General features: G+C 71.3%; 18 protein-coding genes, 1 pseudogene and 1 riboswitch. Of the genes and pseudogenes, 11 read left to right on the top strand and 8 right to left on the bottom strand.

Features of this window, described 5'->3' with window-relative positions:
* The first annotated feature begins 2 nt into the window (after nt 1–2).
* A complete protein-coding gene (locus ACFXDJ_RS03580) occupies nt 3–1,121 on the top strand; it encodes a fatty acid desaturase family protein (RefSeq protein WP_384656180.1) in 1,119 nt (372 codons plus the stop codon).
* A 54-nt stretch (nt 1,122–1,175) separates the two neighbouring features.
* On the opposite strand, the gene ACFXDJ_RS03575 is transcribed toward ACFXDJ_RS03580, so the two are convergent.
* Nucleotides 1,176–2,576, bottom strand: coding sequence for a short-chain fatty acyl-CoA regulator family protein (locus ACFXDJ_RS03575; RefSeq protein ID WP_384656181.1), 1,401 nt, complete (start codon nt 2,574–2,576; stop codon nt 1,176–1,178).
* A 396-nt stretch (nt 2,577–2,972) separates the two neighbouring features.
* Between ACFXDJ_RS03575 and aceA the strand changes: the two genes are divergently transcribed.
* From aceA to ACFXDJ_RS03550, 5 genes and pseudogenes are all read left to right on the top strand, one after another.
* On the top strand, nt 2,973–4,265 hold the full coding sequence (gene aceA, locus ACFXDJ_RS03570) for an isocitrate lyase (protein ID WP_384656184.1): 1,293 nt from the start codon (nt 2,973–2,975) through the stop codon (nt 4,263–4,265).
* Nucleotides 4,266–4,424: 159 nt separating this feature from the next.
* Nucleotides 4,425–4,574: pseudogene (locus ACFXDJ_RS03565) on the top strand (hypothetical protein); the annotation flags it as partial.
* A 14-nt stretch (nt 4,575–4,588) separates the two neighbouring features.
* On the top strand, nt 4,589–5,473 hold the full coding sequence (locus tag ACFXDJ_RS03560; protein WP_384656187.1) for a 3-hydroxybutyryl-CoA dehydrogenase: 885 nt from the start codon (nt 4,589–4,591) through the stop codon (nt 5,471–5,473).
* A 149-nt stretch (nt 5,474–5,622) separates the two neighbouring features.
* A riboswitch (cobalamin riboswitch) is annotated at nt 5,623–5,849 on the top strand.
* A 154-nt stretch (nt 5,850–6,003) separates the two neighbouring features.
* Entirely contained in the window at nt 6,004–8,340 is a 2,337-nt protein-coding gene (metE, locus tag ACFXDJ_RS03555) for a 5-methyltetrahydropteroyltriglutamate--homocysteine S-methyltransferase (protein WP_384656189.1), read from the top strand.
* 330 nt (nt 8,341–8,670) lie between these two features.
* Nucleotides 8,671–9,321: a hypothetical protein gene (locus ACFXDJ_RS03550; protein WP_384656191.1), complete on the top strand. Its 651-nt coding sequence runs from the start codon at nt 8,671–8,673 to the stop codon at nt 9,319–9,321.
* A 230-nt stretch (nt 9,322–9,551) separates the two neighbouring features.
* On the opposite strand, the gene ACFXDJ_RS03545 is transcribed toward ACFXDJ_RS03550, so the two are convergent.
* Entirely contained in the window at nt 9,552–10,952 is a 1,401-nt protein-coding gene (locus ACFXDJ_RS03545; protein ID WP_384656194.1) for a S8 family serine peptidase, read from the bottom strand.
* Between the two features lie 449 nt (nt 10,953–11,401).
* On the opposite strand from ACFXDJ_RS03545, the gene ACFXDJ_RS03540 reads away from it, so the two are divergent.
* The gene (locus tag ACFXDJ_RS03540) at nt 11,402–13,444 is read left to right on the top strand and encodes a M4 family metallopeptidase (RefSeq protein WP_384847671.1); all 2,043 of its coding nucleotides are present in this window, start codon (nt 11,402–11,404) and stop codon (nt 13,442–13,444) included.
* Between the two features lie 82 nt (nt 13,445–13,526).
* Here ACFXDJ_RS03540 and ACFXDJ_RS03535 read toward each other — a convergent pair whose 3' ends face one another.
* Complete coding sequence (locus ACFXDJ_RS03535) at nt 13,527–13,853, bottom strand: ArsR/SmtB family transcription factor (RefSeq protein WP_384664055.1); 327 nt, start codon at nt 13,851–13,853, stop codon at nt 13,527–13,529.
* Nucleotides 13,854–13,969: 116 nt separating this feature from the next.
* Here ACFXDJ_RS03535 and ACFXDJ_RS03530 point away from each other — a divergent pair, with 116 nt between their 5' ends.
* Nucleotides 13,970–14,965 carry a zinc-binding alcohol dehydrogenase family protein gene (locus tag ACFXDJ_RS03530; protein ID WP_384847668.1) on the top strand — a complete coding sequence of 332 codons (996 nt, stop codon included), beginning with the start codon at nt 13,970–13,972 and terminating at the stop codon, nt 14,963–14,965.
* Between the two features lie 13 nt (nt 14,966–14,978).
* Here ACFXDJ_RS03530 and ACFXDJ_RS03525 read toward each other — a convergent pair whose 3' ends face one another.
* A complete protein-coding gene (locus ACFXDJ_RS03525) occupies nt 14,979–15,710 on the bottom strand; it encodes a DUF4232 domain-containing protein (protein ID WP_384847665.1) in 732 nt (243 codons plus the stop codon).
* 177 nt (nt 15,711–15,887) lie between these two features.
* On the opposite strand from ACFXDJ_RS03525, the gene ACFXDJ_RS03520 reads away from it, so the two are divergent.
* From ACFXDJ_RS03520 to ACFXDJ_RS03510, 3 genes are all read left to right on the top strand, one after another.
* The gene (locus ACFXDJ_RS03520) at nt 15,888–16,517 is read left to right on the top strand and encodes a 2'-5' RNA ligase family protein (RefSeq protein WP_384663667.1); all 630 of its coding nucleotides are present in this window, start codon (nt 15,888–15,890) and stop codon (nt 16,515–16,517) included.
* A gap of 97 nt (nt 16,518–16,614) precedes the next feature.
* Nucleotides 16,615–17,847 (top strand): FAD-dependent oxidoreductase, encoded by a 1,233-nt coding sequence (locus ACFXDJ_RS03515; RefSeq protein WP_384663665.1) that lies wholly within the window; start codon nt 16,615–16,617, stop codon nt 17,845–17,847.
* A 65-nt stretch (nt 17,848–17,912) separates the two neighbouring features.
* On the top strand, nt 17,913–18,497 hold the full coding sequence (locus tag ACFXDJ_RS03510) for a DinB family protein (protein WP_384663663.1): 585 nt from the start codon (nt 17,913–17,915) through the stop codon (nt 18,495–18,497).
* A 43-nt stretch (nt 18,498–18,540) separates the two neighbouring features.
* Here ACFXDJ_RS03510 and ACFXDJ_RS03505 read toward each other — a convergent pair whose 3' ends face one another.
* The 4 genes from ACFXDJ_RS03505 to dhaK form a co-directional block, all read right to left on the bottom strand.
* Nucleotides 18,541–19,656 (bottom strand): PP2C family protein-serine/threonine phosphatase, encoded by a 1,116-nt coding sequence (locus ACFXDJ_RS03505; RefSeq protein ID WP_384847662.1) that lies wholly within the window; start codon nt 19,654–19,656, stop codon nt 18,541–18,543.
* A 170-nt stretch (nt 19,657–19,826) separates the two neighbouring features.
* Nucleotides 19,827–20,255, bottom strand: coding sequence for a PTS-dependent dihydroxyacetone kinase phosphotransferase subunit DhaM (locus ACFXDJ_RS03500; protein WP_384663277.1), 429 nt, complete (start codon nt 20,253–20,255; stop codon nt 19,827–19,829).
* Entirely contained in the window at nt 20,252–20,857 is a 606-nt protein-coding gene (dhaL, locus tag ACFXDJ_RS03495) for a dihydroxyacetone kinase subunit DhaL (RefSeq protein ID WP_384663279.1), read from the bottom strand. The genes ACFXDJ_RS03500 and dhaL overlap by 4 nt, the downstream gene beginning before the upstream one ends.
* Before the next feature lie 52 nt (nt 20,858–20,909).
* The gene (gene dhaK / locus ACFXDJ_RS03490; RefSeq protein ID WP_384663280.1) at nt 20,910–21,914 is read right to left on the bottom strand and encodes a dihydroxyacetone kinase subunit DhaK; all 1,005 of its coding nucleotides are present in this window, start codon (nt 21,912–21,914) and stop codon (nt 20,910–20,912) included.
* Nucleotides 21,915–22,195: the final 281 nt, after the last annotated feature.

Raw genomic sequence — 22,195 nt, 5'->3', positions numbered from 1 at the left:
CCTTGACCGCCATCGACCCCACCGCCCACCTGACCGCGGAGCAGATCGAGGAGCTCGGCCGCGAGCTGGACGCGATCCGCGACGAGGTGATCGCCGGCCGCGGCGAGAAGGACGCCGCCTACATCCGCAAGGTCATCTCGGCGCAGCGCAAGCTCGAGCTGGTCAGCAGGGGAGTGCTGCTGTTCTCGATCTTCCCGCCCGCGTGGCTGATCGGCACCGCCGGTCTGTCCGTGGCCAAGATCATGGACAACATGGAGATCGGCCACAACATCCTGCACGGCCAGTGGGACTGGATGCGGGACCCGAAGATCCACTCCACCACCTGGGAGTGGGATCACGTCTCGCCGTCCGAGCAGTGGAAGCACTCGCACAACGAGCTGCACCACACGTACACCAACGTGATCGGCAAGGACAACGACCTCGGCTACGGCATCATGCGCGTCGACGAGGACCAGAGGTGGCACCCGTTCCACCTCGGTCAGCCGTTGTGGAACTTCCTCAACGCCTGCTTCTTCGAGTACGGCATCGCGGCGTACGACCTGGAGCTCGGCAAGAACCTGAGCAAGCGCCGCCGCAAGGACCCGGAGTTCCGCGCGCGGGCCAAGGCCGTGGGCCGCAAGATCCGCAAGCAGGTGCTCAAGGACTACGTGATCCACCCGCTGCTGTCGGGACCGTCGTTCCTCCCGACGCTCGCCGCCACGTTCACCGCGAACCTGGTCCGCAACATCTGGACCCACTCGGTGATCATGTGCGGGCACTTCCCCGAGGGCGTGAAGGTCTTCGAGCGCCGGTCGATCAAGGGCGAGACGCGCGGCCAGTGGTACCTGCGCCAGATGATGGGCTCGGCGAACATCAGCGGCAGCAGGGCCATGCACTTCATGACCGGCAACCTGTCGCACCAGATCGAGCACCACCTGTTCCCGGACCTGCCGAGCAACCGGTACGCCGAGGTCGCGGTGAAGGTGCGCGCGCTGTTCGAGAAGTACGAGCTGGAGTACGTCACCGGGCCGCTGCCCAAGCAGGTGTTCTCCGCGTGGCACAAGGTCTTCCGGCTGTCGCTGCCGAACAAGAAGCCCAAGGTCAACGCGCCGGACCGCCAGCAGGAGCTCGTCGCGGTCTGATGCGCAGCGCCGCCGCTCCCTGCCGGTCCGAGGCGCGCCGACTGGAGCAAATGGTCAGCTCCGGCTGACCGGGTAGGGGATGAAGGTGCTGCTGTTCTCGTCGACGGCCAGGGTCCGGCCGAGGGGCGGGACGGCTCGCTGGGGGCAGTCGAGCCGTTCGCAGAGGCGGCAGCCCATGCCGATGGGGGTGGCGGCAGCGGTGTTGTCGAGGTCGAGGCCGTCGGAGTAGACGAGGCGGGAGGCGTGGCGGATCTCGCAGCCGAGGCCGATGGCGAAGGTCTTGCCGGGTTCGCCCCAGCCGCCGCGGTGCCGGGTGATCGCGCGGGCCGTCCACAGGTAGCGCTGCCCGTCGGGCATGGCGGCGACCTGGACGTGGATGCGGCCGGGCGCGGCGAAGGCCTCGTACACGTTCCACAGCGGGCAGGTGCCGCCCGCGCGGGAGAAGTGGAATCCGGTGGCGGACTGCCGCTTGGACATGTTCCCGGCCCGGTCGACCCGGACGAAGGAGAACGGCACTCCGCGCAGCCTGGGCCGTTGGAGTGTGCTGAGCCGGTGGCAGACGGTCTCGTAGCCGAGGCCGAAGTGGTCGGTGAGCCGCTCGATGTCGTAGCGGAACTCCTCCGCGGCGCCGTGGAAGGCGGTGTACGGGAGGATCAGCGCGGCGGCGAAGTAGTTGGCGATGCCGATCCGAGCCAGGGCGTGGGCGGGGGCAGTCGGCGGGAAGTCCTGCGCCGCCAGCCGGTCGAGCTCGTCGCCGTACTCCAGCAGCGCGAGCTGGGTGGCCATCCGGAACGCCTGCTGGCCCGGCCGCAGCCGGTTCGACAGGTGCAGGACCCGGCTCGCGGCGTCGTAGTGGTGCAACCGGTCGGAGTCCGCGGCCAGCCGTACCCGGTGGCGATCGGCGAGCCGTCGGGTGAGGGCGCGTAGGACGTCCCCGGGGCGGATCCCGATGTCGCCGGCGAGTTCCTCCGCGGCCAGGTCGGCTTCGTGGAGGTAGTTCTGGCGGCGGTAGAAGAACTCGCGGATCTCCTCGTGGGGCGAGCGAGGCGCGTCGATCAGGCCCCCGTCCCTGCCGTCGGCCGCCTCGGCGAGCCGCTCGGTCAGCAGCTGGCCGCGCCGCCCGAGGTCCAGTAGGACCGAGGCCACGGCGGGCATGCGGGTGGCGAGTTCGGCCAGGTCCGAGGGGGAGACCCGGGCCTCGGCGACCTCCCCGGCCAGCGCCTCGCGCAGGTCGGCCACGAGACGGCTGGTGTCCCGTTCCGAGAAGAAGCAGGGATCGACGCCGAAGGCCTCGGTCAGTCTCAGTAGGACGGGGACGGTCAGTGGGCGGGAGTCGTGCTCCATCTGGTTGAGGTAGCTCGGCGATATCCCCAGGACGCGGGCCAGCTCGGCCTGGCTCATCCGCCGTTCCTCGCGCAGCCGCCGCAGCCTGGATCCCGCGTACGTCTTGCTCACCGTATTTCCTCCCCCGTGGGACACACGCTCCGGCGAGCCTACGCGCATCGCGTCGTCGCCAACCTTCGCAAGCTTGGCAAAACGGCTGTCGAAGATGCGCAGAAATTAGCAATCATCCCTTCTTGAGGGCACTGAGTGCCACTGCCAAAGTCTGTGGTGCGGCCCGCCGAACCCGGTGGCCGAGGCAGACGCTCCGGGCCCGATTCATGCCCTGATTCCGGAGAACCCGGCCGTCTTGTCCCGGCAACCCGGCAACATTGCTCAGCTCGGCCCACGGGCGGGGTCGGCGGCCGCGATCCACTACTTAGGCACAGGGTGCCAATGCGCTGAGCGATTGATCAGAGCATTCGCAGACCCGGCGATCAGCGATCAGCGATCACGGAAACGGTGACGGTCATGGCAGAGGCGAACACGACGACGGCGGCGGCGGCCCAGCGGCTGGAGCAGCGCTGGGCGTCCGACCCCCGCTGGGCGGGCATCGAGCGGACCTACAGCGCCGAGGACGTGGTGCGGCTCTCCGGCAGCGTCCGCGAGGAGCACACCCTCGCCCGCCGCGGCGCCGAGCGGCTCTGGCGCCAGCTGCACGAGCAGGACTACATCCACGCCCTGGGCGCGCTGACCGGCGGCCAGGCGGTCCAGCAGGTACGGGCCGGACTCCAGGCGATCTACCTCTCCGGCTGGCAGGTGGCCGCCGATGCCAACCAGGCGGGCCACACCTACCCGGACCAGAGCCTGTACCCGGTCAACTCCGTTCCCCAGGTGGTCCGTCGGATCAACAACGCGCTGCTGCGCGCCGACCAGATCGCCACCGCCGAGGGCGGCGCCGACACCACCGACTGGCTGGCGCCGATCGTCGCGGACGCCGAGGCCGGATTCGGCGGCCCGCTCAACGCCTTCGAGCTCACCAAGGCGATGATCGCGGCGGGTGCGGCCGGCATCCACTACGAGGACCAGCTGGCCTCCGAGAAGAAGTGCGGCCACCTCGGCGGCAAGGTCCTCGTCCCCACCTCGCAGCACATCCGCACCCTGAACGCGGCCCGCCTCGCGGCGGACATCGCCGACACCCCGACCCTGATCATCGCCCGCACCGACGCCCTCGCAGCGAACCTCATCACCAGCGACGTCGACGAGCGCGACGCACGGTTCGTCACCGGCGAGCGCACTGCCGAGGGCTTCTACCGCGTGCGGAACGGCATGGCCCCCGTCATCTCGCGCGGCCTCGCCTACGCCCCGTACGCCGACCTCATCTGGGTGGAGACCGGAACCCCGGACCTGGCCCAGGCCCGCGAGTTCGCCGAGGCGATCCACGCGCAGTACCCGGACCAGATGCTCGCCTACAACTGCTCGCCGTCCTTCAACTGGAAGGCGGCGCTGGACGACGACCAGATAGCCAAGTTCCAGCGCGAGCTCGGCGCGATGGGCTACCGCTTCCAGTTCATCACCCTGGCCGGATTCCACTCCCTCAACCACGGCATGTTCGACCTGGCCCGCGGCTACGCCGAACACGGCATGACCGCCTACGTGGACCTCCAGGAGCGCGAATTCGCCGCCCAGGCACAGGGGTTCACCGCGGTGAAGCACCAGCGCGAGGTGGGGACAGGGTACTTCGACCTGGTCTCCACCGCCGTCAACCCGGCCTCCTCCACCACCGCGCTCGCAGGTTCCACCGAGGAAGAGCAGTTCCACTAAACCCTCTTCTTCGACCGTCCCCCGCCGGCCAGATTCCGCGTGGGTGCCCGACCGCCGTTCGTGTCGGGCACCCACCGCCCCGCTGAGGAGAACCACATGTCCCTGAAGCCCCCGACCAGCAGTGTCCGGGTTCTCGGCGCACCGGGCGAGCGCCACGAGGAGGTCAAGGAGTACCGCCTCGGCGAGCAGGTCGCGACCCTCATGGTCCGCCCGCGCGGGTGGCACCTCACCGAGGAACACCTGGAGACCGACGGACGCCCGGTGTCCGCCTCCCTCGTCGACTTCGGCCACCTCGTCCGCCACTCCGCCGCGCAGGTGAACGCGTGAACGCCCCCGCGCGGGCGTCCCGCATCCAGCGCGTCGGAGTCGTCGGTGGAGGCCAGATGGGTGCCGGAATCGCCGAGGTGTGCGCCCGAGCCGGCCTCGACACCGTCGTAGCCGAGTCGGACGCCACCGCCGGCCGCGCCGCCCGCGAGCGCGTCGCCGTCTCACTGGAGCGCGCCGTCCAGCGGGGCAAGCTGGACCGGATCTCCGCCGAAGACGCCCTGGCCCGGCTCGTGTTCACGGGGGACCTGGAGGACCTCGCCGACCGGCAGCTGGTCATCGAGGCCGTGACCGAGAACCCGGACGCCAAGACGGAGATCTTCACCGCCCTAGACAAGATCGTCGAGGATCGGGAGGCCATCCTCGCCACGAACACCTCGGCCATCCCGATCATGCGGCTGGGCATGGCCACCGGCCGCGCCGACCGGGTCGTGGGCTTGCATTTCTTCAACCCCGTCCCCGTCCTGCCGCTGGTCGAGGTCGTCTCCTCCCTCCACACATCGGCGGACACCCTCGTCGCAGTCGAGGCCTTCGCCCGCGAAGCTCTGGGCAAGACCACGGTCCGCTCCCAGGACCGGGCCGGCTTCGTCGTCAACGCCCTGCTCGTCCCCTACCTCCTCTCGGCCATTCGCATGGCCGAATCCGGGTACGCCAGTGCCGCCGACGTGGACGCCGGAATGGAACTGGGCTGCGCCCACCCCATGGGGCCGCTCAAGCTCGCGGACCTGATCGGCCTGGACACGGTCGCGGCCATCGCCGAGTCCCTCTACGAGGAGTTCAAGGAACCCCTGTATGCCCCGCCCCCGCTGCTCCAGCGGATGGTGCAGGCGGGTTTGCTGGGCCGCAAGAGCGGCCGCGGGTTCCACACGTACGGCCGGGGCTGAGGGTCCCGGCAGGTCTCCGGGCCTGAGGGTGCGCCGGAGGCGCGCGAGAACGGTGGGGGTGTGGCGCGTGGTGTCGCCGCACCCCCACCGTGTCTCATTTCCCCGTCCGACATGTGGAAAGTCGTGTCCCTTCCCCGGTCGGTCGACCTACTGTGGGCCTCGCAGCTGGTTCGCCCCCGCCCTCCAGGCGGGAAGCGTCGTAAGAGGGAACCCGGTGGGAATCCGGGACTGCCCCGCAGCGGTGAGCGGGAACGACCGCCGTCATACGCACTGGGACCTGAACCGGTCCTGGGAAGCGACGGCCATTAGGTGCCCGCCGGGAGACCGGCAGGCGTGCCCGCGAGTCCGAAGACCTGCCCGTTGCCCGTGCGCGATCGACCGCGCACGGTTTCCCGGTGACCTCGTGGGCGGGTCGGCGTGCATCTCGGGCGGATCCTCCCCGTCGCGTACCTCGGTCGTACGCGATCACGGCGGGCCGCCCGTTGCGGCACCCCTTCGCATCCTCGGCCCGTCACCGGGTCCATGGAGACATGCTCGCGAAGGAGAGTTCCGTGACCACCTCGAACCCCGCCGTACGCGCCACCGTGTACGGCTACCCCCGCCAGGGTCAGAACCGTGAACTGAAGAAGGCCGTCGAGGGCTACTGGAAGGGCCGCGTCACCGCCGAAGCCCTCCGGGACACCGCCCGCGACCTGCGCCGCACCAACTGGCAGCAACTGGCCGAGGCGGGCATCACCGAGATTCCGACCGGTGACTTCTCGTACTACGACCACGTCCTGGACACCACGGTCATGGTCGGCGCGGTCCCCGAGCGCCACCGGGCCGCCGTGGACGCGGATCCCCTGGACGGGTACTTCGCCATGGCGCGCGGCACCCAGGACGTGGCCCCTCTTGAGATGACCAAGTGGTTCGACACCAACTACCACTACCTGGTCCCCGAGCTCGGCCCCGACACCGTCTTCACCGCCGACTCCGCCAAGCAGGTGGCCGAACTGAAGGAGGCCCTGGCCCTCGGCCACACCGCCCGCCCGGTCCTGGTCGGCCCGGTGACCTACCTGCTCCTCGCCAAGCCCGCGCCCGGCGCGGCCGCCGACTTCGAGCCGCTGACCCTGCTCGACCGGCTGCTGCCCGTCTACGCCCAGGTCCTCGCCGACCTGCGCGCCGCGGGCGCCGCATGGGTCCAACTGGACGAGCCGGCTCTGGTCCAGGACCGCACCCCGGCCGAACTGAACGCCGCCGCCCGCACCTACCGGGAACTCGGCACCCTGACCGAGCGCCCCAAGCTTCTCGTCGCCTCCTACTTCGACCGTCTCGGCGAGGCCCTGCCCGTGCTGGCGAAGGCGCCCGTGGAGGGACTCGCCCTCGACTTCACCGACCGGGCCGCCGCCAATCTCGACGACCTCGCCGCGGCGGGCGGCCTCCCCGGCAAGCGGCTGGTCGCCGGCGTGGTCAACGGCCGCAACATCTGGATCAACGACCACCAGAAGTCGCTGACCACCCTCGGCACCCTCCTCGGCCTCGCCGAGCGGGTCGACGTCGCCGCTTCCTGCTCCCTGCTGCACGTCCCGCTGGACGCCGAGACCGAGCGCGACATCGACCCGCAGATCCGGCGCTGGCTCGCCTTCGCCCGCCAGAAGACGACCGAGATCACCACCCTGGCCCGCGGACTCGCCCTGGGCACCGACGCGATCACCGCCGAACTCGCGGCGAACCGGGCCGACCTGGCCTCCCGGGCGACCTCCGCGATCACCCACGACCCCGCCGTCCGGGCGCGGACCGAGGCGATCACGGACGCGGACGGCCGCCGAGCCCAGCCCTACACCGAACGGGCCGCCGCCCAGCACGCCCACCTGGGCCTGCCGCTGCTGCCCACCACGACCATCGGGTCCTTCCCGCAGACCGCCGAACTGCGCGTGGCCCGGGCGGACCTGCGCGCCGGACGCATCGACACCGCCGGGTACGAGGAGCGGATCGAGGCCGAGATCCGCGAGGTGCTCTCCTTCCAGGAGAAGACCGGGATCGACGTCCTGGTGCACGGCGAGCCCGAACGCAACGACATGGTCCAGTACTTCGCCGAGCAGCTCACCGGCTACCTCGCCACCCAGCACGGATGGGTCCAGTCCTACGGCACCCGCTACGTGCGCCCGCCGGTCCTGGCCGGGGACATCTCCCGTCCCGACCCGATGACCGTCCGCTGGACCACGTACGCCCAGTCGCAGACCGCCAAGCCGGTCAAGGGCATGCTGACCGGCCCGGTCACCATGCTCGCCTGGTCCTTCGTACGGGACGACCAGCCCCTGGGCGAGACGGCCCGCCAGGTCGCCCTTGCCCTGCGGGACGAGGTGACCGACCTGGAGGCGGCCGGTACCTCCGTCATCCAGGTGGACGAGCCCGCCCTGCGCGAAACGCTCCCGCTGCGCGCCGCCGACCACACCGGCTACCTGGCCTGGGCCACGGAGTCCTTCCGCCTCACCACCAGCGGCGTCCGCCCGGACACCCAGATCCACACGCACATGTGCTATGCGGAGTTCGGCGACATCGTCGAAGCCATCGAGAACCTCGACGCCGACGTCATCAGCCTGGAAGCCGCCCGCTCCCACATGCAGGTGGCCGACGAGCTCGCCGGCGCCGGCTACCCCCGCGAGGTCGGACCGGGCGTCTGGGACATCCACTCGCCCCGCATCCCCTCCGCCGATGAGGCAGCGGCCCTCCTGCGCAAGGGGCTGGAGGCGATCCCCGCCGAACGGCTCTGGGTCAATCCCGACTGCGGCCTGAAGACCCGTGGCTGGCCCGAGACCCGGGCCTCCCTGGAGAACCTCGTCGAAGCGGCCCGCCTGGTGCGCTCGGAGGTCTCGACCGACGCCTGATGCCCCTTCGGGCCGGAACGGCGCGTACATCCCGTTCCGGCCCGAAGGAGGCCGGCCAGCCCTGTTCCCCGTCTCTGGCCCCTCCCTCCGTGAGGTCCCCCGGAAGCTCCCCGAGGGCGAGTCGCGAGCTGCCATCCGGTTCGCCACGACCTTCGTCCTTTCGGCCGATTGAGGGCTGGGACCTGCCAGGGCTTTGGTCCTGGTGATCAAGGCCCTGCGCCGGACCAGGCGGCGCCGGGCTCAGGGAAGGCTTATCCGTGTCGTACCGCGCCGTTCCGTGAGCGGCGTCCGGCCAGTGCTTTGCCGTTCATCGAAAGGCTTCCTCACTTCATGTTCTCCTCGCTGCCCCGTTCCGTGCGCCGTGGCGCCGCCGCCCTCATCGTGACGACCGCCGTCGCGGGCGGCTCCCTCGCCGCAGCCGCCCCGGCGTCCGCCGCTTACGGCGGTGGTTACGGCGATGCCTGGGTCAAGGGGTACGGCCCCGACTACGGGCAGCGCTGGGTGGACAACTACGGCGGCCGCTACCCCGACAATTGGACCGACGCCTACGACAAGAACCACGGCGCGCCCTGGGGCGGCGGCGTACCCGTTGCGCCCGTGGCCAAGGCCGACGTCCGCATCACGGCCACCGGGCCCGCATACCTCGACCACGACGAGGAGCAGTTGTGGACCGTGGAGATCACCAACACCGGGAAGGCCGCGGCCCAGAACGTGCGCTCCAGCACGACCATGCCGGGCGGCATCGAGTACCGCGCCCACCGCATCCAGCAGGGCAGCGCCTCCGAGGAACTCACCAGCGACGGCCGCATCGTCCTGACCATCGGCACCCTCATGCCCGGTGAGACCGTCCGCCTCCAGATCGCCGGCAACGCCCCTTCCTACGGCGGCGGCACCGTCCAGCTCACCAGTACGGTCAACACGACCAGCCCCGAGTCGGACACCACCAACAACACCGCCACCGTCCACACCCGCATCGCCTGACCGCACGAGCGCACGTCCGCTCGCAGGCCCAGCGGCTGCCGCCGGCCGACCGGGAGGTCCAGGAAGGACGGGGCGTCAGGCAGGTGAACGGCGCGTGCGTGGCGATGTGCGCGTTCCCGTCCGGGGCCACGTCGAAGAGGTGCGCGATGAAGGTGGTCGCGGCCAGGATGGCCCCGGGTGCGCCGCCCCCTGCGGCAGCGCACCCGGGCCGGAGTGTCGGTGTCGGACCGTCAGCCGCGCCGTCCCTCGCGGGCGAGGGCGGGCACGAAGCGGGCCGCGTCCAGGGTGCCGACGCCGGTGGCCATGTCGTAGCCGTTCACCGCGGTGTAGCCGGTGACGCCCGCGTAGCTGTTGTTCGTACCGTCGTTGACGTCGACGATGCCGGTGGAGCGGTCGTGGGCGGAGCGCCCGTAGAGGCAGTACAGCGCCTCGTTGATGTTGCCCAGGCGCTTGCCCGCGGCCTGGTCGGCCAGGGCCACGATGCCGGAGAACAGCGGGCTGGACTCGCTGGTGCCGCCGGAGACGTCCCAGCCGGTGGTGGCCGGGTCGTAGCTGGTGTAGATCCACGCGCCGCCGTCGACCGCGGCGGCCATCGAGATGTCCGGGGTGCCGCGCTGCGCGCCGACGATGTTCTTGACGCCGTTCTGGAACGCCGGACGGGTGAAGACGTGCGACTGGCCGCCGCCGCCCGCGCCGTTGTCGTTGTAGACGCTCTCGGGGGCGGTCCGCTTGCCCGCGTCGTTCAGGTGCAGCTGGGTGCCGCCGACGGAGGTCACCAGCGGGTCGGAGGAGGGCCAGGAGTTGACGGGGTGGTCGTAGAGGGCGCTGCCGTCGGCGTTGTAGTCGGTGGCTCCGCCGTCGCCCGAGGAGGCGAGCACGGTGACGTGGTTGCGCGCCGCGGCCTCGAAGGCGTAGCGCAGGTTCTTGATGCTGGAGAAGTCACCCTTGTCGAAGCCGGGGAAGGTGTTCTCGGTCGCGCCGAAGCTCTGCGTGATCACATCGCCGATGCCGCGGTCGATCAGGGACTTCTCGGCGTCCATCATCTCCGGCAGGCCGGTGGTGCCTTCGGTCTCCGCGACCGCCGTCTCGACCAGGACGATCTTCGCGTCCGGCGCCACCGCGTGCGCCATCTCCACGTCGAGGGTCGTCTCGCCGGCCCAGCCCAGCATGTCGGCGTTCTTCGGGTCCCACGCGGGGACGTTGCCCCACTTGACCACCTGCACCTTGGTGCTGGGTATCCCGAACTGCTTGCTGTAGACGTCCAGGTCGTGCTGGACGGTCGGCGAGCCGAAGGAGTCCACGATGACGATCGTGCGGCCCTTGCCGGTGATGCCCGCCTGGTACAGCGGGTTCAGGTCGTACGCCTCGCGGTACTGCAGCGGGGTGTAGCAGGAGATCTTCCACTTGGTCCGGCACTCCTCGATGGAGAGCGGACTGCCTACGGCGCGCACCAGTTGGTGGCCCGCGACGGCCGGACGGGCCACGGTGCGCGGGATCGCGGAGGTGTGCGCGGAAGCGGCTACGGTCCCGGTCGCGGTCAGCGGGGCTGCCGCCACCGCGGTGAGTGCGAGGCCGGCGGCGGCGGCCGTGGTGGCTGCGGCACGCGGCCACGTACGACGGACTGGATGCATTACAGACTCCTTGGGGGGTGGCGCCGCTCGGAGGCTCCTCGGAGCGGCTTCCGTGATCTCACCCGCCAAGTCATGTGCAGGACAAGAGTGTTTGACGCTTGATGTCGAACGCTTTACCTGAATGCGCCCTACGCCGCCTCAGCCACGGTCGGTCACCGACGCGCGGCGGCGTTCGCGCCCGGGGTGGCCGGGCGATCGAGGCAAGTACCGCCCGATATCGGCCTGTTGGGCACTCCATGACGTGACCGAGGCCACTCCGATGTGTCCGATCAGTGAACGTCAGGCATCGAAATCCGGACTCGATTCGGCTAATTTATGACGCGGTCCTGACAACGATCGAGATCGCTGGCAATCTCTCCCCATCCCCAGCACGGACCAGCTCCGCACGCTCTGCCCGGCCGGCGTCATCCCCGCCGCCCGGTAACCCCCCACATGCAGAAGGAGTCCGCGTGAAGTCCACGCATCGCCGTCACGCCACCGCCACCGGTGCCCTGCTCGCCGCCGCCGCCCTGCTCACCGTAGGTGTCCAGGCCGGCAGCGCCAGCGCGCAGCCCGACGGATCCGCGAACGCCGCCACCCTCAAGGGTCAGCCGGTACGCAACCCGGGCGCACTGCCCGCGCAGCTCTCCCCGTCCCAGCGCGCCGAGCTCATAGCCAAGGCCCAGGCCACCACGGCCGCCACGGCCAAGGAGCTCGGCCTCTCCTCCCAGGAGAAGCTCCTTGTCCACGATGTGGTCAAGGACCAGGACGGCACCACCCACACCCGGTACGAGCGCACGTACGAGGGACTCCCGGTCCTCGGCGGCGACTTGGTCGTCAACCGTACGGCGGCCAACGCGACACAGAGCGTGAGCAAGGCGTCCGGCGCCCAGCTGCAGGGCGTCTCCACCGCCGCTCCGGCCGACGCTCCGGCGGCCGCCTCGGTCCAGGCCCTCGACGCCGCGAAGGCCGTCGGCTCCAAGGCCTCCAAGGCCGACGCCGCGCCCCGCAAGGTCGTGTGGATGGCCAAGGGCGTTCCGACCCTCGCCTACGAGACCGTCATCGGCGGGCTCCAGGACGACGGCACCCCCAACCAGCTCCACGTCATCACCGACGCCAAGACGGGCGCCAAGCTCCACCAGTGGCAGGGCATCGAGACCGGTGTCGGCAACACCCACTACAGCGGCCAGGTCACCCTCGGCACCTCGAAGTCCGGCTCGAACTTCACCCTGAACGACACGGGCCGCGGCAGCCACAAGACGTACAACCTGAACCACGGTACGTCCGGCACGGGCTCGCTCTTCTCCCAGTCCACCGACACCTGGGGCAACGGAGCCAACTCCAACGCCGCCACCGCGGGCGCCGATGCCGCCTACGGCGCCGGGGTCACCTGGGACTTCTACAAGAACGTGCTCGGCCGCTCCGGCATCCGCGGCGACGGCGTCGCCGCCTACTCCCGGGTCCACTACGGAAACGCGTACGTCAACGCGTTCTGGGACGACACCTGCTTCTGCATGACCTACGGCGACGGAACGGGCAACAACGACCCGCTGACCTCGCTGGACGTCGCCGGCCACGAGATGACGCACGGCGTCACCGCCGCCACGGCCGGCCTCAACTACAGCGACGAGTCGGGCGGCCTGAACGAGGCCACCTCCGACATCATGGGCACCTCGGTCGAGTTCTACGCCAACAACCCCAGCGCGCCGGGCAACTACCTCATCGGCGAGCAGATCAACATCAACGGCGACGGCACCCCGCTGCGCTACATGGACAAGCCGAGCAAGGACGGCGGGTCCGCGGACAGCTGGTACTCCGGCGTCGGCAGCCTCGACGTCCACTACTCCTCCGGCCCGGCGAACCACTGGTTCTACCTGGCCTCCGAGGGCTCCGGCGCCAAGACGGTCAACGGCTTCAACTACAACTCGCCGACCTCCGACGGCCTGCCCGTCACCGGCATCGGCCGGGACAAGGCGCAGCTGATCTGGTACAAGGCGCTGACCACCAAGTTCAACTCCAGCACGGACTACGCGGGTGCCCGTGACGGCACGATCGCCGCGGCGACCGAGCTGTACGGGGCCGGCAGCCCCGAGGTCAACGGCGTCACTGACGCCTGGGCGGCGGTCAACGTGGGCGCCCGTTCGGGCGGCGGCACCCCCACCCCGGGGAAGGTCTTCGAGAGCACCACGCGGGTCGCCATCCCGGACTCGCCCGGCCCCGCGGTCACTTCGTCGGTCGGCGTCACCGGAATCACCGGCAACGCGCCGAGCGCCCTCAAGGTCGGCGTGAAGATCACCCACACCTACATCGGTGACCTCCAGATCGACCTCGTGGCGCCCAACGGGACCTCGTACCGCCTGCAGAACTCCTCCGGGGACTCGACGGCGAACCTCGACAAGACGTTCACCGTCAACGCCTCGGCCGTGGCGGCCAACGGCACCTGGAAGCTGAAGGTCCAGGACCTGGGCGCCGCGGACGTCGGCACCATCACGGACTTCAAGCTCACCTTCTGAGCAGCCGTCCGGGAATGACCCGCGTGATCTGCATGCCCGCATGACCTAAAAGTGCCCGGAGCCCCCCAAGGCTCCGGGCACTTCAGTTCGCGGCGGCGGCGAGGATCGCGTCCAGCACGCCCGGGAAGCGGGCCTCCAGGTCGTCGCGGCGCAGTGCGGTGAGGCGGCGGTTGGCCTCCTCGCGCTGGTGGATGAGACCGGCCTCGCGCAGGACCTTGAAGTGGTGGCTGAGGGTGGACGGTGCCACGTCGACCGGGAACGTGCCGCAGGCCCGCTCCGGTTCGGCCCGAAGGATCCGGACGATCGTCATCCGAGTGGGGTCGGAGAGCGCGTGCAGGACATCGAGCAGGTCGATCTCGTCCGCGGCCGGGTGGGCCAGTGGCGCGCGGCGTTGGCGTGAACGGGGCACGTGCGGCTCCATGTTCGACAATCATCGAAGTGCGGTGTACTAATTCATTGTTCGATGTTCGTGGAACATCGAACAATGAGCAACGCACATCGTACCTGTCGGGAGGGGAGCCGGAGATGCGTGCCTTGGTGATGACCGCGCCTGGAGGATCGGAGAACTCGGAGGTCCGGGAGGTCGACGTACCCCACCCCGGTCCGGGAGAGGTGTCGGTCGATGTCGCGTACGCGGGGCTGAACTTCGTCGACGTGATGGCCCGGCGAGGCGATAGCGGCTACGCCGCGCACTGGCCCCACGTGCCCGGCCTGGAGATCTCCGGCACCGTCCGCGAGCTCGGGCCGGGAGTCACCGGCCTCTCCGTCGGGGACAGGGTCGCCGCCGTGCCCACCGGCCGCGGCCTCTCCGAAGTGGCTGTCGCCCGGGCCGAGTTGGTCGTCGCGGTGCCCGACGCAGTGCCGCTGCGGCAGGCCGCCGCCACCCCGCTGGGGCTGGCGACGGCGCTGCTCCTGCTCACCGACGCCGGCCGGTTCAGGCCGGGTGACAGCGTCCTGGTGCACTCGGCCGGCGGAGGCATCGGCAGCGCGATCGCCCAGCTCGTACCACTGCTCGGCGGCGGCCGGCTGATCGGCACCGTGGGGCGGCCGGAGAAGGCCGCCGACGTCGAGAAGGGCGGCTACGACATCGGACTCGCACGCGGCGACGGCCTCGCCGAGGCGATCCGCGCCGCGACCGACGGCCACGGCGTCGACCTCGTCCTGGACCCGCTCGGCACCACGGCCCTCGCCCTCGACCTCGACGTGGCCGCGCCCGGCGGCCGCATCGTCCTCTTCGGCAACGCCGGCGGCGGCACCCTGGACGCCCTGCCGCCCGCCGGACGCCTGCTCGCGGGCAACCTCACGGTGACCGGTTTCAGCCACCGCGGGCTGGTCGCCGCGGCCCCCGCCAGGGTCGCCGCGGCAACCAGCCGCATCCTCGCCTTCCTGGCGGAAGGCCGCCTCACGCTCCCCCTGACCGAATTGCCGTCACTCGCCGAAGTCCCCGCGGCCCACGATCTCCTCGCCGAGGGCCGCGCCACCGGCAAGTACGTCGCCCGCGTCAGCGCCGTCCGGCCTTGACCGTCACCGGTCCTCAGGAGGGCTTGGTCGGGGAGAAGGCGGTGACCGTCACCTTGTTGTCGCACTCGGCGAAGACCCCGTCGTCCATGGCGATCTGGTGCGCGCCCGCGCCGGGGACGCCGATGACGAGCGTGGGGAAGCTGGCGGGCGTGGCGCCGGACACGCAGTAGCCGTCGGCCTCGCCCTGGACGTTGACGAAGGTCAGCTTCGTCCAGGCCCGGGCGCCCGGGGCCAGGGACACCATGGCGGCCGATCCGCTGTGGGTGGTGGCGAGCGGGAGGTTCTTGTCCGGCGAGCCGTTGCCGGCTCCGGCGACCGTCGGGAACCCGAGGAGCGTGCAGGGGTGCTTCGAGGTGTTGGTCACCGAGAGGATGGCGGCTCCCGTTCCCGTACCCGACGGCCGGACGTCGGCCTGGTGGGCATCGGAGGCCTTGAGCTGGTCGATCGTGCAGGCCTTCGCCCCGCCGCCGCCCGCGCCGGGCGCCGAGGGGCTGGGCTTGCCAGTGCCCGTGCCACCCGTGCTCCCCGTACCGCCCGTGCCACCCGTGCTGCTCGTGCCGCCCCCGGAGGAGGAGGTACCGCCCGGGGGAACCGGCTTCGCCGACGCCGAACCCGCGGGCGGCGTCGACGGCTTGGAGACCGCGTCGTCCTCACCGGCCGGCGTGCAGCCCGTCGCCAGAGCGGTGACCGCCACCGCAGCCACCAGCGCCGCCACGGTACGGCCGACACCTGCTGTGTACTGCATGACCACTCCCCGAGGTTCACGGCCGGTCCCACGCCGGCACTCGTGGGGGGACACACCACCACGCCCCACCCCGGTTCTCCACGACGCCGCACCGTGGCAGTTCCGTGACACGGCCATGACGAACGCACGGCCACGCGGCGACCAGCGCCGCCGTACCGCCAAGGGCATCATGGCCGTGTGAACGCGCCCCCGACCGCCGGCGGCGGAGCCGCTGTCCCAGGATCCCTCGACGTCGCTCCCACACCCCGGACGGCCGTCGTATGGCTCCCTCCGGCCGCACTGTGGCCCCCCATCCAGAGCATCCGTGCCGAACACGACCCCCAGATCCGCCGCTGGCCACCGCACGTCAACCTGGTCTTCGGCTTCGTCCCGGAGGCCGACTTCGAGGAGGCGGCCCCGCTGCTGGCAGCCGCGGCCACCGAGATCGAGCCCTTCACCGTCCGACTCAGCGGCGTGCGCAGCTTCCGGCACCGTGCGTACGCCACCGTGTGGCTGGACCCCGCCGCAGCAGGCCTGGCCCCCTGGACAGCGCTCCACGACACCCTGGTGGAGCCGTTTCCCCTGTGCCGCAGCCGATTCCCGCACTTCACACCACACCTGTCACTCGGGCACAGCCGTGACCCGCGGCGCCTGTCCGCGGAATGCGCCGCCCTCCTGGGCAGCATGTCGGCGCAGGTCAACGAGATCGTGCTGCTCTCCCGCCGCGGCGGCGACGAGCCCATGCAACCCCGCGCCACGATCACCCTGGGCACCGGCGGACTGCGCTGGCACCACGACTCGGGAACCTCGCCAGGGCCGGGACGATAACTCGTTCGGGCCGGCCCCGCCGTTACCGGCCACGCCGCCCCCAGTGCGGTATACGTCCCCTGGGGCTCACTCGATCCCCGCGAAGGGAGTGGTTGCCGTGGAGCGCACGACGTGCTGCGTGGTGGGAGGCGGGCCGGCCGGAATGGTGCTGGCGCTGCTGCTGGCCCGGGCCGGTGTGGAGGTGACGGTGCTGGAGAAACACGGCGACTTCCTGCGCGACTTCCGCGGTGACACCGTGCACCCCTCCACCCTGTCCCTGCTGGACGACATCGGCCTCGCCGAACGGTTCGCGCGACTGCCGCAGCGCCGCGTGACCACCGTGCAACTGCCCATCGGGCCGGACCGGTCCCTGATCACGGTCGGGAACATCGGGGCACTGCACGGGAAGTACAACTACATCGCGATGGTGCCCCAGTGGGACCTCCTCGACCTCCTCGCCGACGAAGCGGGCCGGGAACCCTCCTTCCACCTGCGCATGAACACCGAGGCGACCTCCTACCTCATCGAGCGCGGACGGGTCACGGGCGTGCGCTACCGCACCGCGGACGGCACCACCGGCGAGCTCAGGGCCACCCTCACCGTGGCCTGCGACGGCCGCGGGTCACTGGCCAGAGCACTGCCCGAACTCGGCCTGGAACACTTCCCGTGCCCCATGGACGCCTGGTGGTTCCGCCTGCCGCGGCGCGAGGACGACCCCAGCGGACTCGTGGGCGGCCTGGGCGACAGGTTCTTCACCGCGCTCATCGACCGCGGCGACTACTGGCAGTGCGCCACGCTCATCCCCAAGGGAACCGACACCGAGCGCCGCGCCGAGGGCCTGGAGCGCTTCATGTCCCGGTTCACGGCCGCCGCTCCCTGGCTGGCCGACCGGAGCCACGCCGTCACCTCCTGGGACGAGGTGAAACTGCTCGACGTACGGCTCGAACGCCTGCGCCGCTGGCACCGCCCCGGGCTGCTCTGCATCGGCGACGCCGCCCACGCGATGTCACCCGTCTTCGGCATCGGCATCAACCTCGCCGTCCAGGACGCGGTGGCCGCGGCCCGCCACCTCGTACGTCCTCTGCGCGACGGCACCGTAGGCCTCCGCGACGTCCGCCGCGTCCAAACCCGTCGCTGGCCCACCACCGTGGCCACCCAGGGCCTTCAGCGCCTCGCCCACACCCAGGTCATCGAACCACTGCTGGCCGGCCGTGCCGCGTTCGGCGATCCCCGACGGGTCAAGCGGATGACGGAGCTCGTCACGGACTCACGGTGGCTGAACCGGATCCCGGCCTACTTCATCGCCTACGGAGCCCTGCGCGAGCGCCCCCCGAAGGAATCGCTCCGCTGAACGACCATCCGCCACGTGGTACGCGAGCTTGAGGCCGCGAGCAGCACATGGCAGGCTCATGCCGCATGATCGATGATTTCGCGAAGGACAACCTGCACGGGAGACTGCGGCGGGACCGTGAGGCGCTGCTCTGGAAACTCGACGGCTTGTCCGAATACGACGCCCGCCGGCCTTTGACGGCGACCGGGTCCAACCTCCTCGGCCTGGTCAAACACGTGGCCACCGTCGAGGCCAGGTACTTCGGCGAGGTCTTCGACCGCCCTTCCCCGGAACCGCTGACCCGGTGGCAGGACTCCGACGGCAGCGATCTGTGGGCGGCCGAGGACGAGACCCGCGATCAGATCATCGGGTTCTACCGGCGCACGTGGAAACACTCGGACGCGACGATCAACGAGCTTCCCCTCGACGCCCCCGGCCACGTGCCCTGGTGGCCGGAGCCTCATACGAGCACGAACCTGTTCGCCATCATGGTCCATGTCCTCGGCGAGTCCGTCCGGCATGCCGGGCACGCCGACATCCTGCGCGAGGGCCTCGACGGCCGGACCGGGTTGCGCGCCGAACACGAGAAGCAGATCGACGAGGAAGCCCGTGCGGCCCACCGCGCGAAGATCGAGCAGGCCGCCAGGTCGGCCGCACCCATCGAGGCTTAGAGGTCGTCTCACGCGCGGACCAGCGGCTGCACGGACCGCGGTGTCAAGACGGCAGCCGGGGCCGGAGGCGGGCGGCGAGGACGGCCACGTCGTCTTCCGCGTGCTGTGCGTCGAGTCCGGCGCAGACCGCGTCCACCACCTCGGAGACGCCTGCTCCGGTGGTCATGCGGAGCGTGGCGAGCCGGGACAGGGAGGTGTCGATGTCTTCGCCGCGGCGTTCCACCAGGCCGTCCGTATAGAGCAGGATGGTCTGGGCGGCGGTGATGGGCAGGACGACGGATTCGTAGCCGCCGACGCCGGTGCCCAGCGGAGGTCCGACGGGAACCTCCAGCAGTTCGCCCTGGCCGTCCGCGGTGAAGACGGCGGGCGGGAGATGCCCGGCGCTCGCGTACACGGCCAGGCCGCGGGCAGGATCGACGCGGACGATGAGGCAGGTCGCGGGGCGACGGTTGTCGTCCGCCGCGGACAGCGCGTCCAACTGGCGGAGCACTCGGTGCGGGGCGAGATCGGTGGAGGCGACGTCGCGCAGGAGGGAGCGGTAGGCGTTCATGTCGACGGCGGCTTCCAGACCGTGGCCCATGACGTCTCCGACCACCAGCAGGGTGCGGCCGAAGTGCAGCCGCACGGTCTCGAACCAGTCGCCGCCGACGAGGGCGCGAGCTCCGGCCGGCAGGTAGCGGCTGGCGATCTCCAGGTTCGGGTGTGGTCGGCCCGGTTCGGCCACCAGGGCGCGCTGAAGATCGAGTGCGATCTTCTCGGTGGTCGCCAGACGCCTTGCGTGTCCGACGTGTACGCAAGCGAGTCGGGCCGCGAAACGCAGCGTCGCCGTCTCGTGGTCGTTGAAGTCGCCACGCGCCCTGACCGCGAGAAGCCTTCCGTAGAGCTTGCCCCGGCCGATCAGCGGCACCGAGACGAGGTGCCGCGCAGGGGCGATCTCGGTGGCCAGGCCCTCCAAGAGAGCGGTCGCGCCGACCGAGGCCACCCGGTCACTCCTGCGGCCGGGGCCGATCACGTCCACTGCCGCGGCGTCGCACGGGGTTCGGAACGCGAAGCCCGCCAGCTCCCGCCAGGTCGCCCGCTCGTCGACTGACGTCCCGATCCGGTCGAGAGCCTCTTCCATCGCGTGCAGGCGCGTCTTCAGGTCGTCCGGTTCCGGCACTATGCCTCCGTTACCCCTGCTCCGACCCGGGGAGCCCGATGTGGAAGGCATGCCATCAGCCCCATCCGTTTCGTGACCAGCGCGGAGCGTGCCAGCACCCCGATCGAGGCCACTCCACCCCGTCCGGGCGGGCCCCGCCGCCGCCCGTCCGAGGGCCGGGGCTGCCCCGGTCAGGCCTTGCGGTACGCGTACGCCTCCTCGGCGGCCGACACGACCGCGGACAGCGGGGCTCCGGCCGACGCGGCGACCACCGCCGCCGTCGCGCCCTCCACGAACGGAGCGTCCACCAGGCGCGACCCGGCCGGCAGCTCGTCGTCCTCCAGCAGGGCCTTCACCGTCAGCACGGCACTGCCGAGGTCCACCAGCAGGGCGATCCCCGCGCCGTGGTCCACCTCCCGCGCGGCGGCGAGGATCCGTTCCGCGCTCGTGCCCAGCCCGCCGTCGTCACGGCCTCCCGCCGCGGCCACCGGTGCCACGGGGCCGCCGGCCGCGAGCCCACGGACCAGCTCCGCCACGGATTCGGCCACCGCCGCGCTGTGCGAGACCAGGACGATGCCCACCGTGCCGCCGGGCCCCGTGCCGGCTTCCGGCGCCGTCACCGGGACCCCTCCGCGACGTCGGCCAGTGCCGCCACCAGCAACGCCGACGAGGTCGCTCCGGGATCCTGGTGCCCCACGCTCCGTTCGCCCAGGTAGCTGGCCCGGCCCTTGCGCGCCCGCATCGGGACCGTCGCGAGAGCGCCCTCCTCCGCCGCGGCCCGGGCGGTCCCGTACGAGGTGGCGAGGGCGGCCACGCCCGGCACGAGGGCGTCCAGCATCGTCTTGTCGCCCGGGGCGGCCCCGCCGAGCGCGGCCACCGCCCGAACCCCCGCGTCCAGAGCGCGGCACAGGTCCTCGTCGGAGACCTCGACGGCGTCCCCGAGCTCCTTTCCCGTGCGCCGCAGCAGCGTCCCGTAGAGCGGCCCCGAGGCGCCCCCGACGGTGGAGATCAGGGTCCGGCCCACGAGCTGGAGCACCGCCCCCGGCGCGGCCGGGGGATCCGCGTCCAGGGCGGCCCGGACCGCCGTGAAGCCCCGCAGCATGTTGTGCCCGTGGTCGGCGTCACCGATGGGGGAGTCGAGCTCGGTCAGCCGGTCCGCCTCCCGCTCCACGGCGTCCGCGGCGGCCGCCATCCAGCTCCTGAAGAACTCTGCGTCACGCACCGGCTCTCCTCCTCGTCACGGATCTCGTCACGGATCCCGTCACGGACCGCGATCAGCGGCCCCAGCGAAGTGCCGGAGTCTGCACCGGCGCGTCCCACAGCCGCAACAGTTCCTCGTCGGCCCGGCACAGCGTCACCGAGCAGCCGGCCATGTCCAGCGAGGTGACGTAGTTGCCCACCAGGGTCCGGGCCACCGGCACGCCCCTGGCCTCCAGCACCCGCGCCACCTCCGCGTGGAACCCGTACAGCTCCAGCAGCGGCGTCGCGCCCATCCCGTTGACCAGGGCCAGGACCGGGCCGTCGCCCGGAGCCCCCGCCGCCAGGTCGTCCAGTACGGCCCCTACGGAGAACTCCGCGATCTCCCGCGCCGTCATCATGGCGCGACGCTCCCGGCCGGGCTCGCCGTGGATGCCGATCCCCAGCTCCAGCTCGCCCTCCGGCAGGTCGAACGTCGGCGCGCCCTTGGCGGGCGTGGTGCAGGCGCCCAGCGCCACGCCGAAGCTGCGCGAGGCCTCGTTGACCTGCCGCGCGAGCGCGGCCACCCGCTCCAGCGGGGCACCTTCCTCGGCCGCGGCCCCGGCGATCTTCTCGACGAAGAGGGTGGCTCCCGTGCCGCGCCGCCCGGCCGTGTACAGGCTGTCGGTCACCGCGACGTCGTCGTTGACCAGGACACGCTCGACCCGGATCCCTTCCTCCTCGGCGAGCTCGGCGGCCATGTCGAAGTTGAGGACGTCCCCCGTGTAGTTCTTGACCACGAACAGCACGCCCTGTCCGGAGGAGACGGCCCCGGCCGCCCGCAGCATCTGGTCGGGTACGGGAGAGGTGAACACTTCGCCCGGGCACGCGGCCGACAGCATCCCGTACCCCACGAATCCGGCGTGCAGGGGCTCGTGCCCGGAGCCTCCGCCGGACACCAGACCGACCCGGCCGCCCTCGCGCGCGTCCCGCCGTACGACGACCCGTCCCTCCACGTCCACGTCCAGGTCGGGATGGGCGGCGGCCAGCCCGCGCAGGGCGTCGGCGACCACCGTCTGCGGACTGTTGATCAGCATGTTCATCGGGTGCCTCCCGGTGGCGAACAGGCGGGTGCACGCCCCGCACCTGGCACGTCCTGTACCCAGTGTGCCGTCCCTCCACGCCCATCCGCCAAGGGCCTCCACCCCCACCCGTCCCGGGAGAGTTCCCGGGAGCGTTAGAGAAGCGATCCGTTGGGAAGGAGACCATTGCTGGACCGGGGGGGGGGGCCCGCGCCCCCCCCCCCCCCCCCCCCCCCCCCCCCACCCAGCGGGGGGGCGGGACCCGCCCGCCCGCCCGCCGGGCCCCCGGCCCCCCACGAGCG

It is taken from the genome of Streptomyces sp. NPDC059443 (assembly GCF_042750105.1).
Classification (GTDB): Bacteria; Actinomycetota; Actinomycetes; order Streptomycetales; family Streptomycetaceae; genus Streptomyces.
The sequence above is the reverse complement of the archived record's forward strand: the minus strand, read 5'-3'. Positions and strand labels throughout refer to the sequence as shown.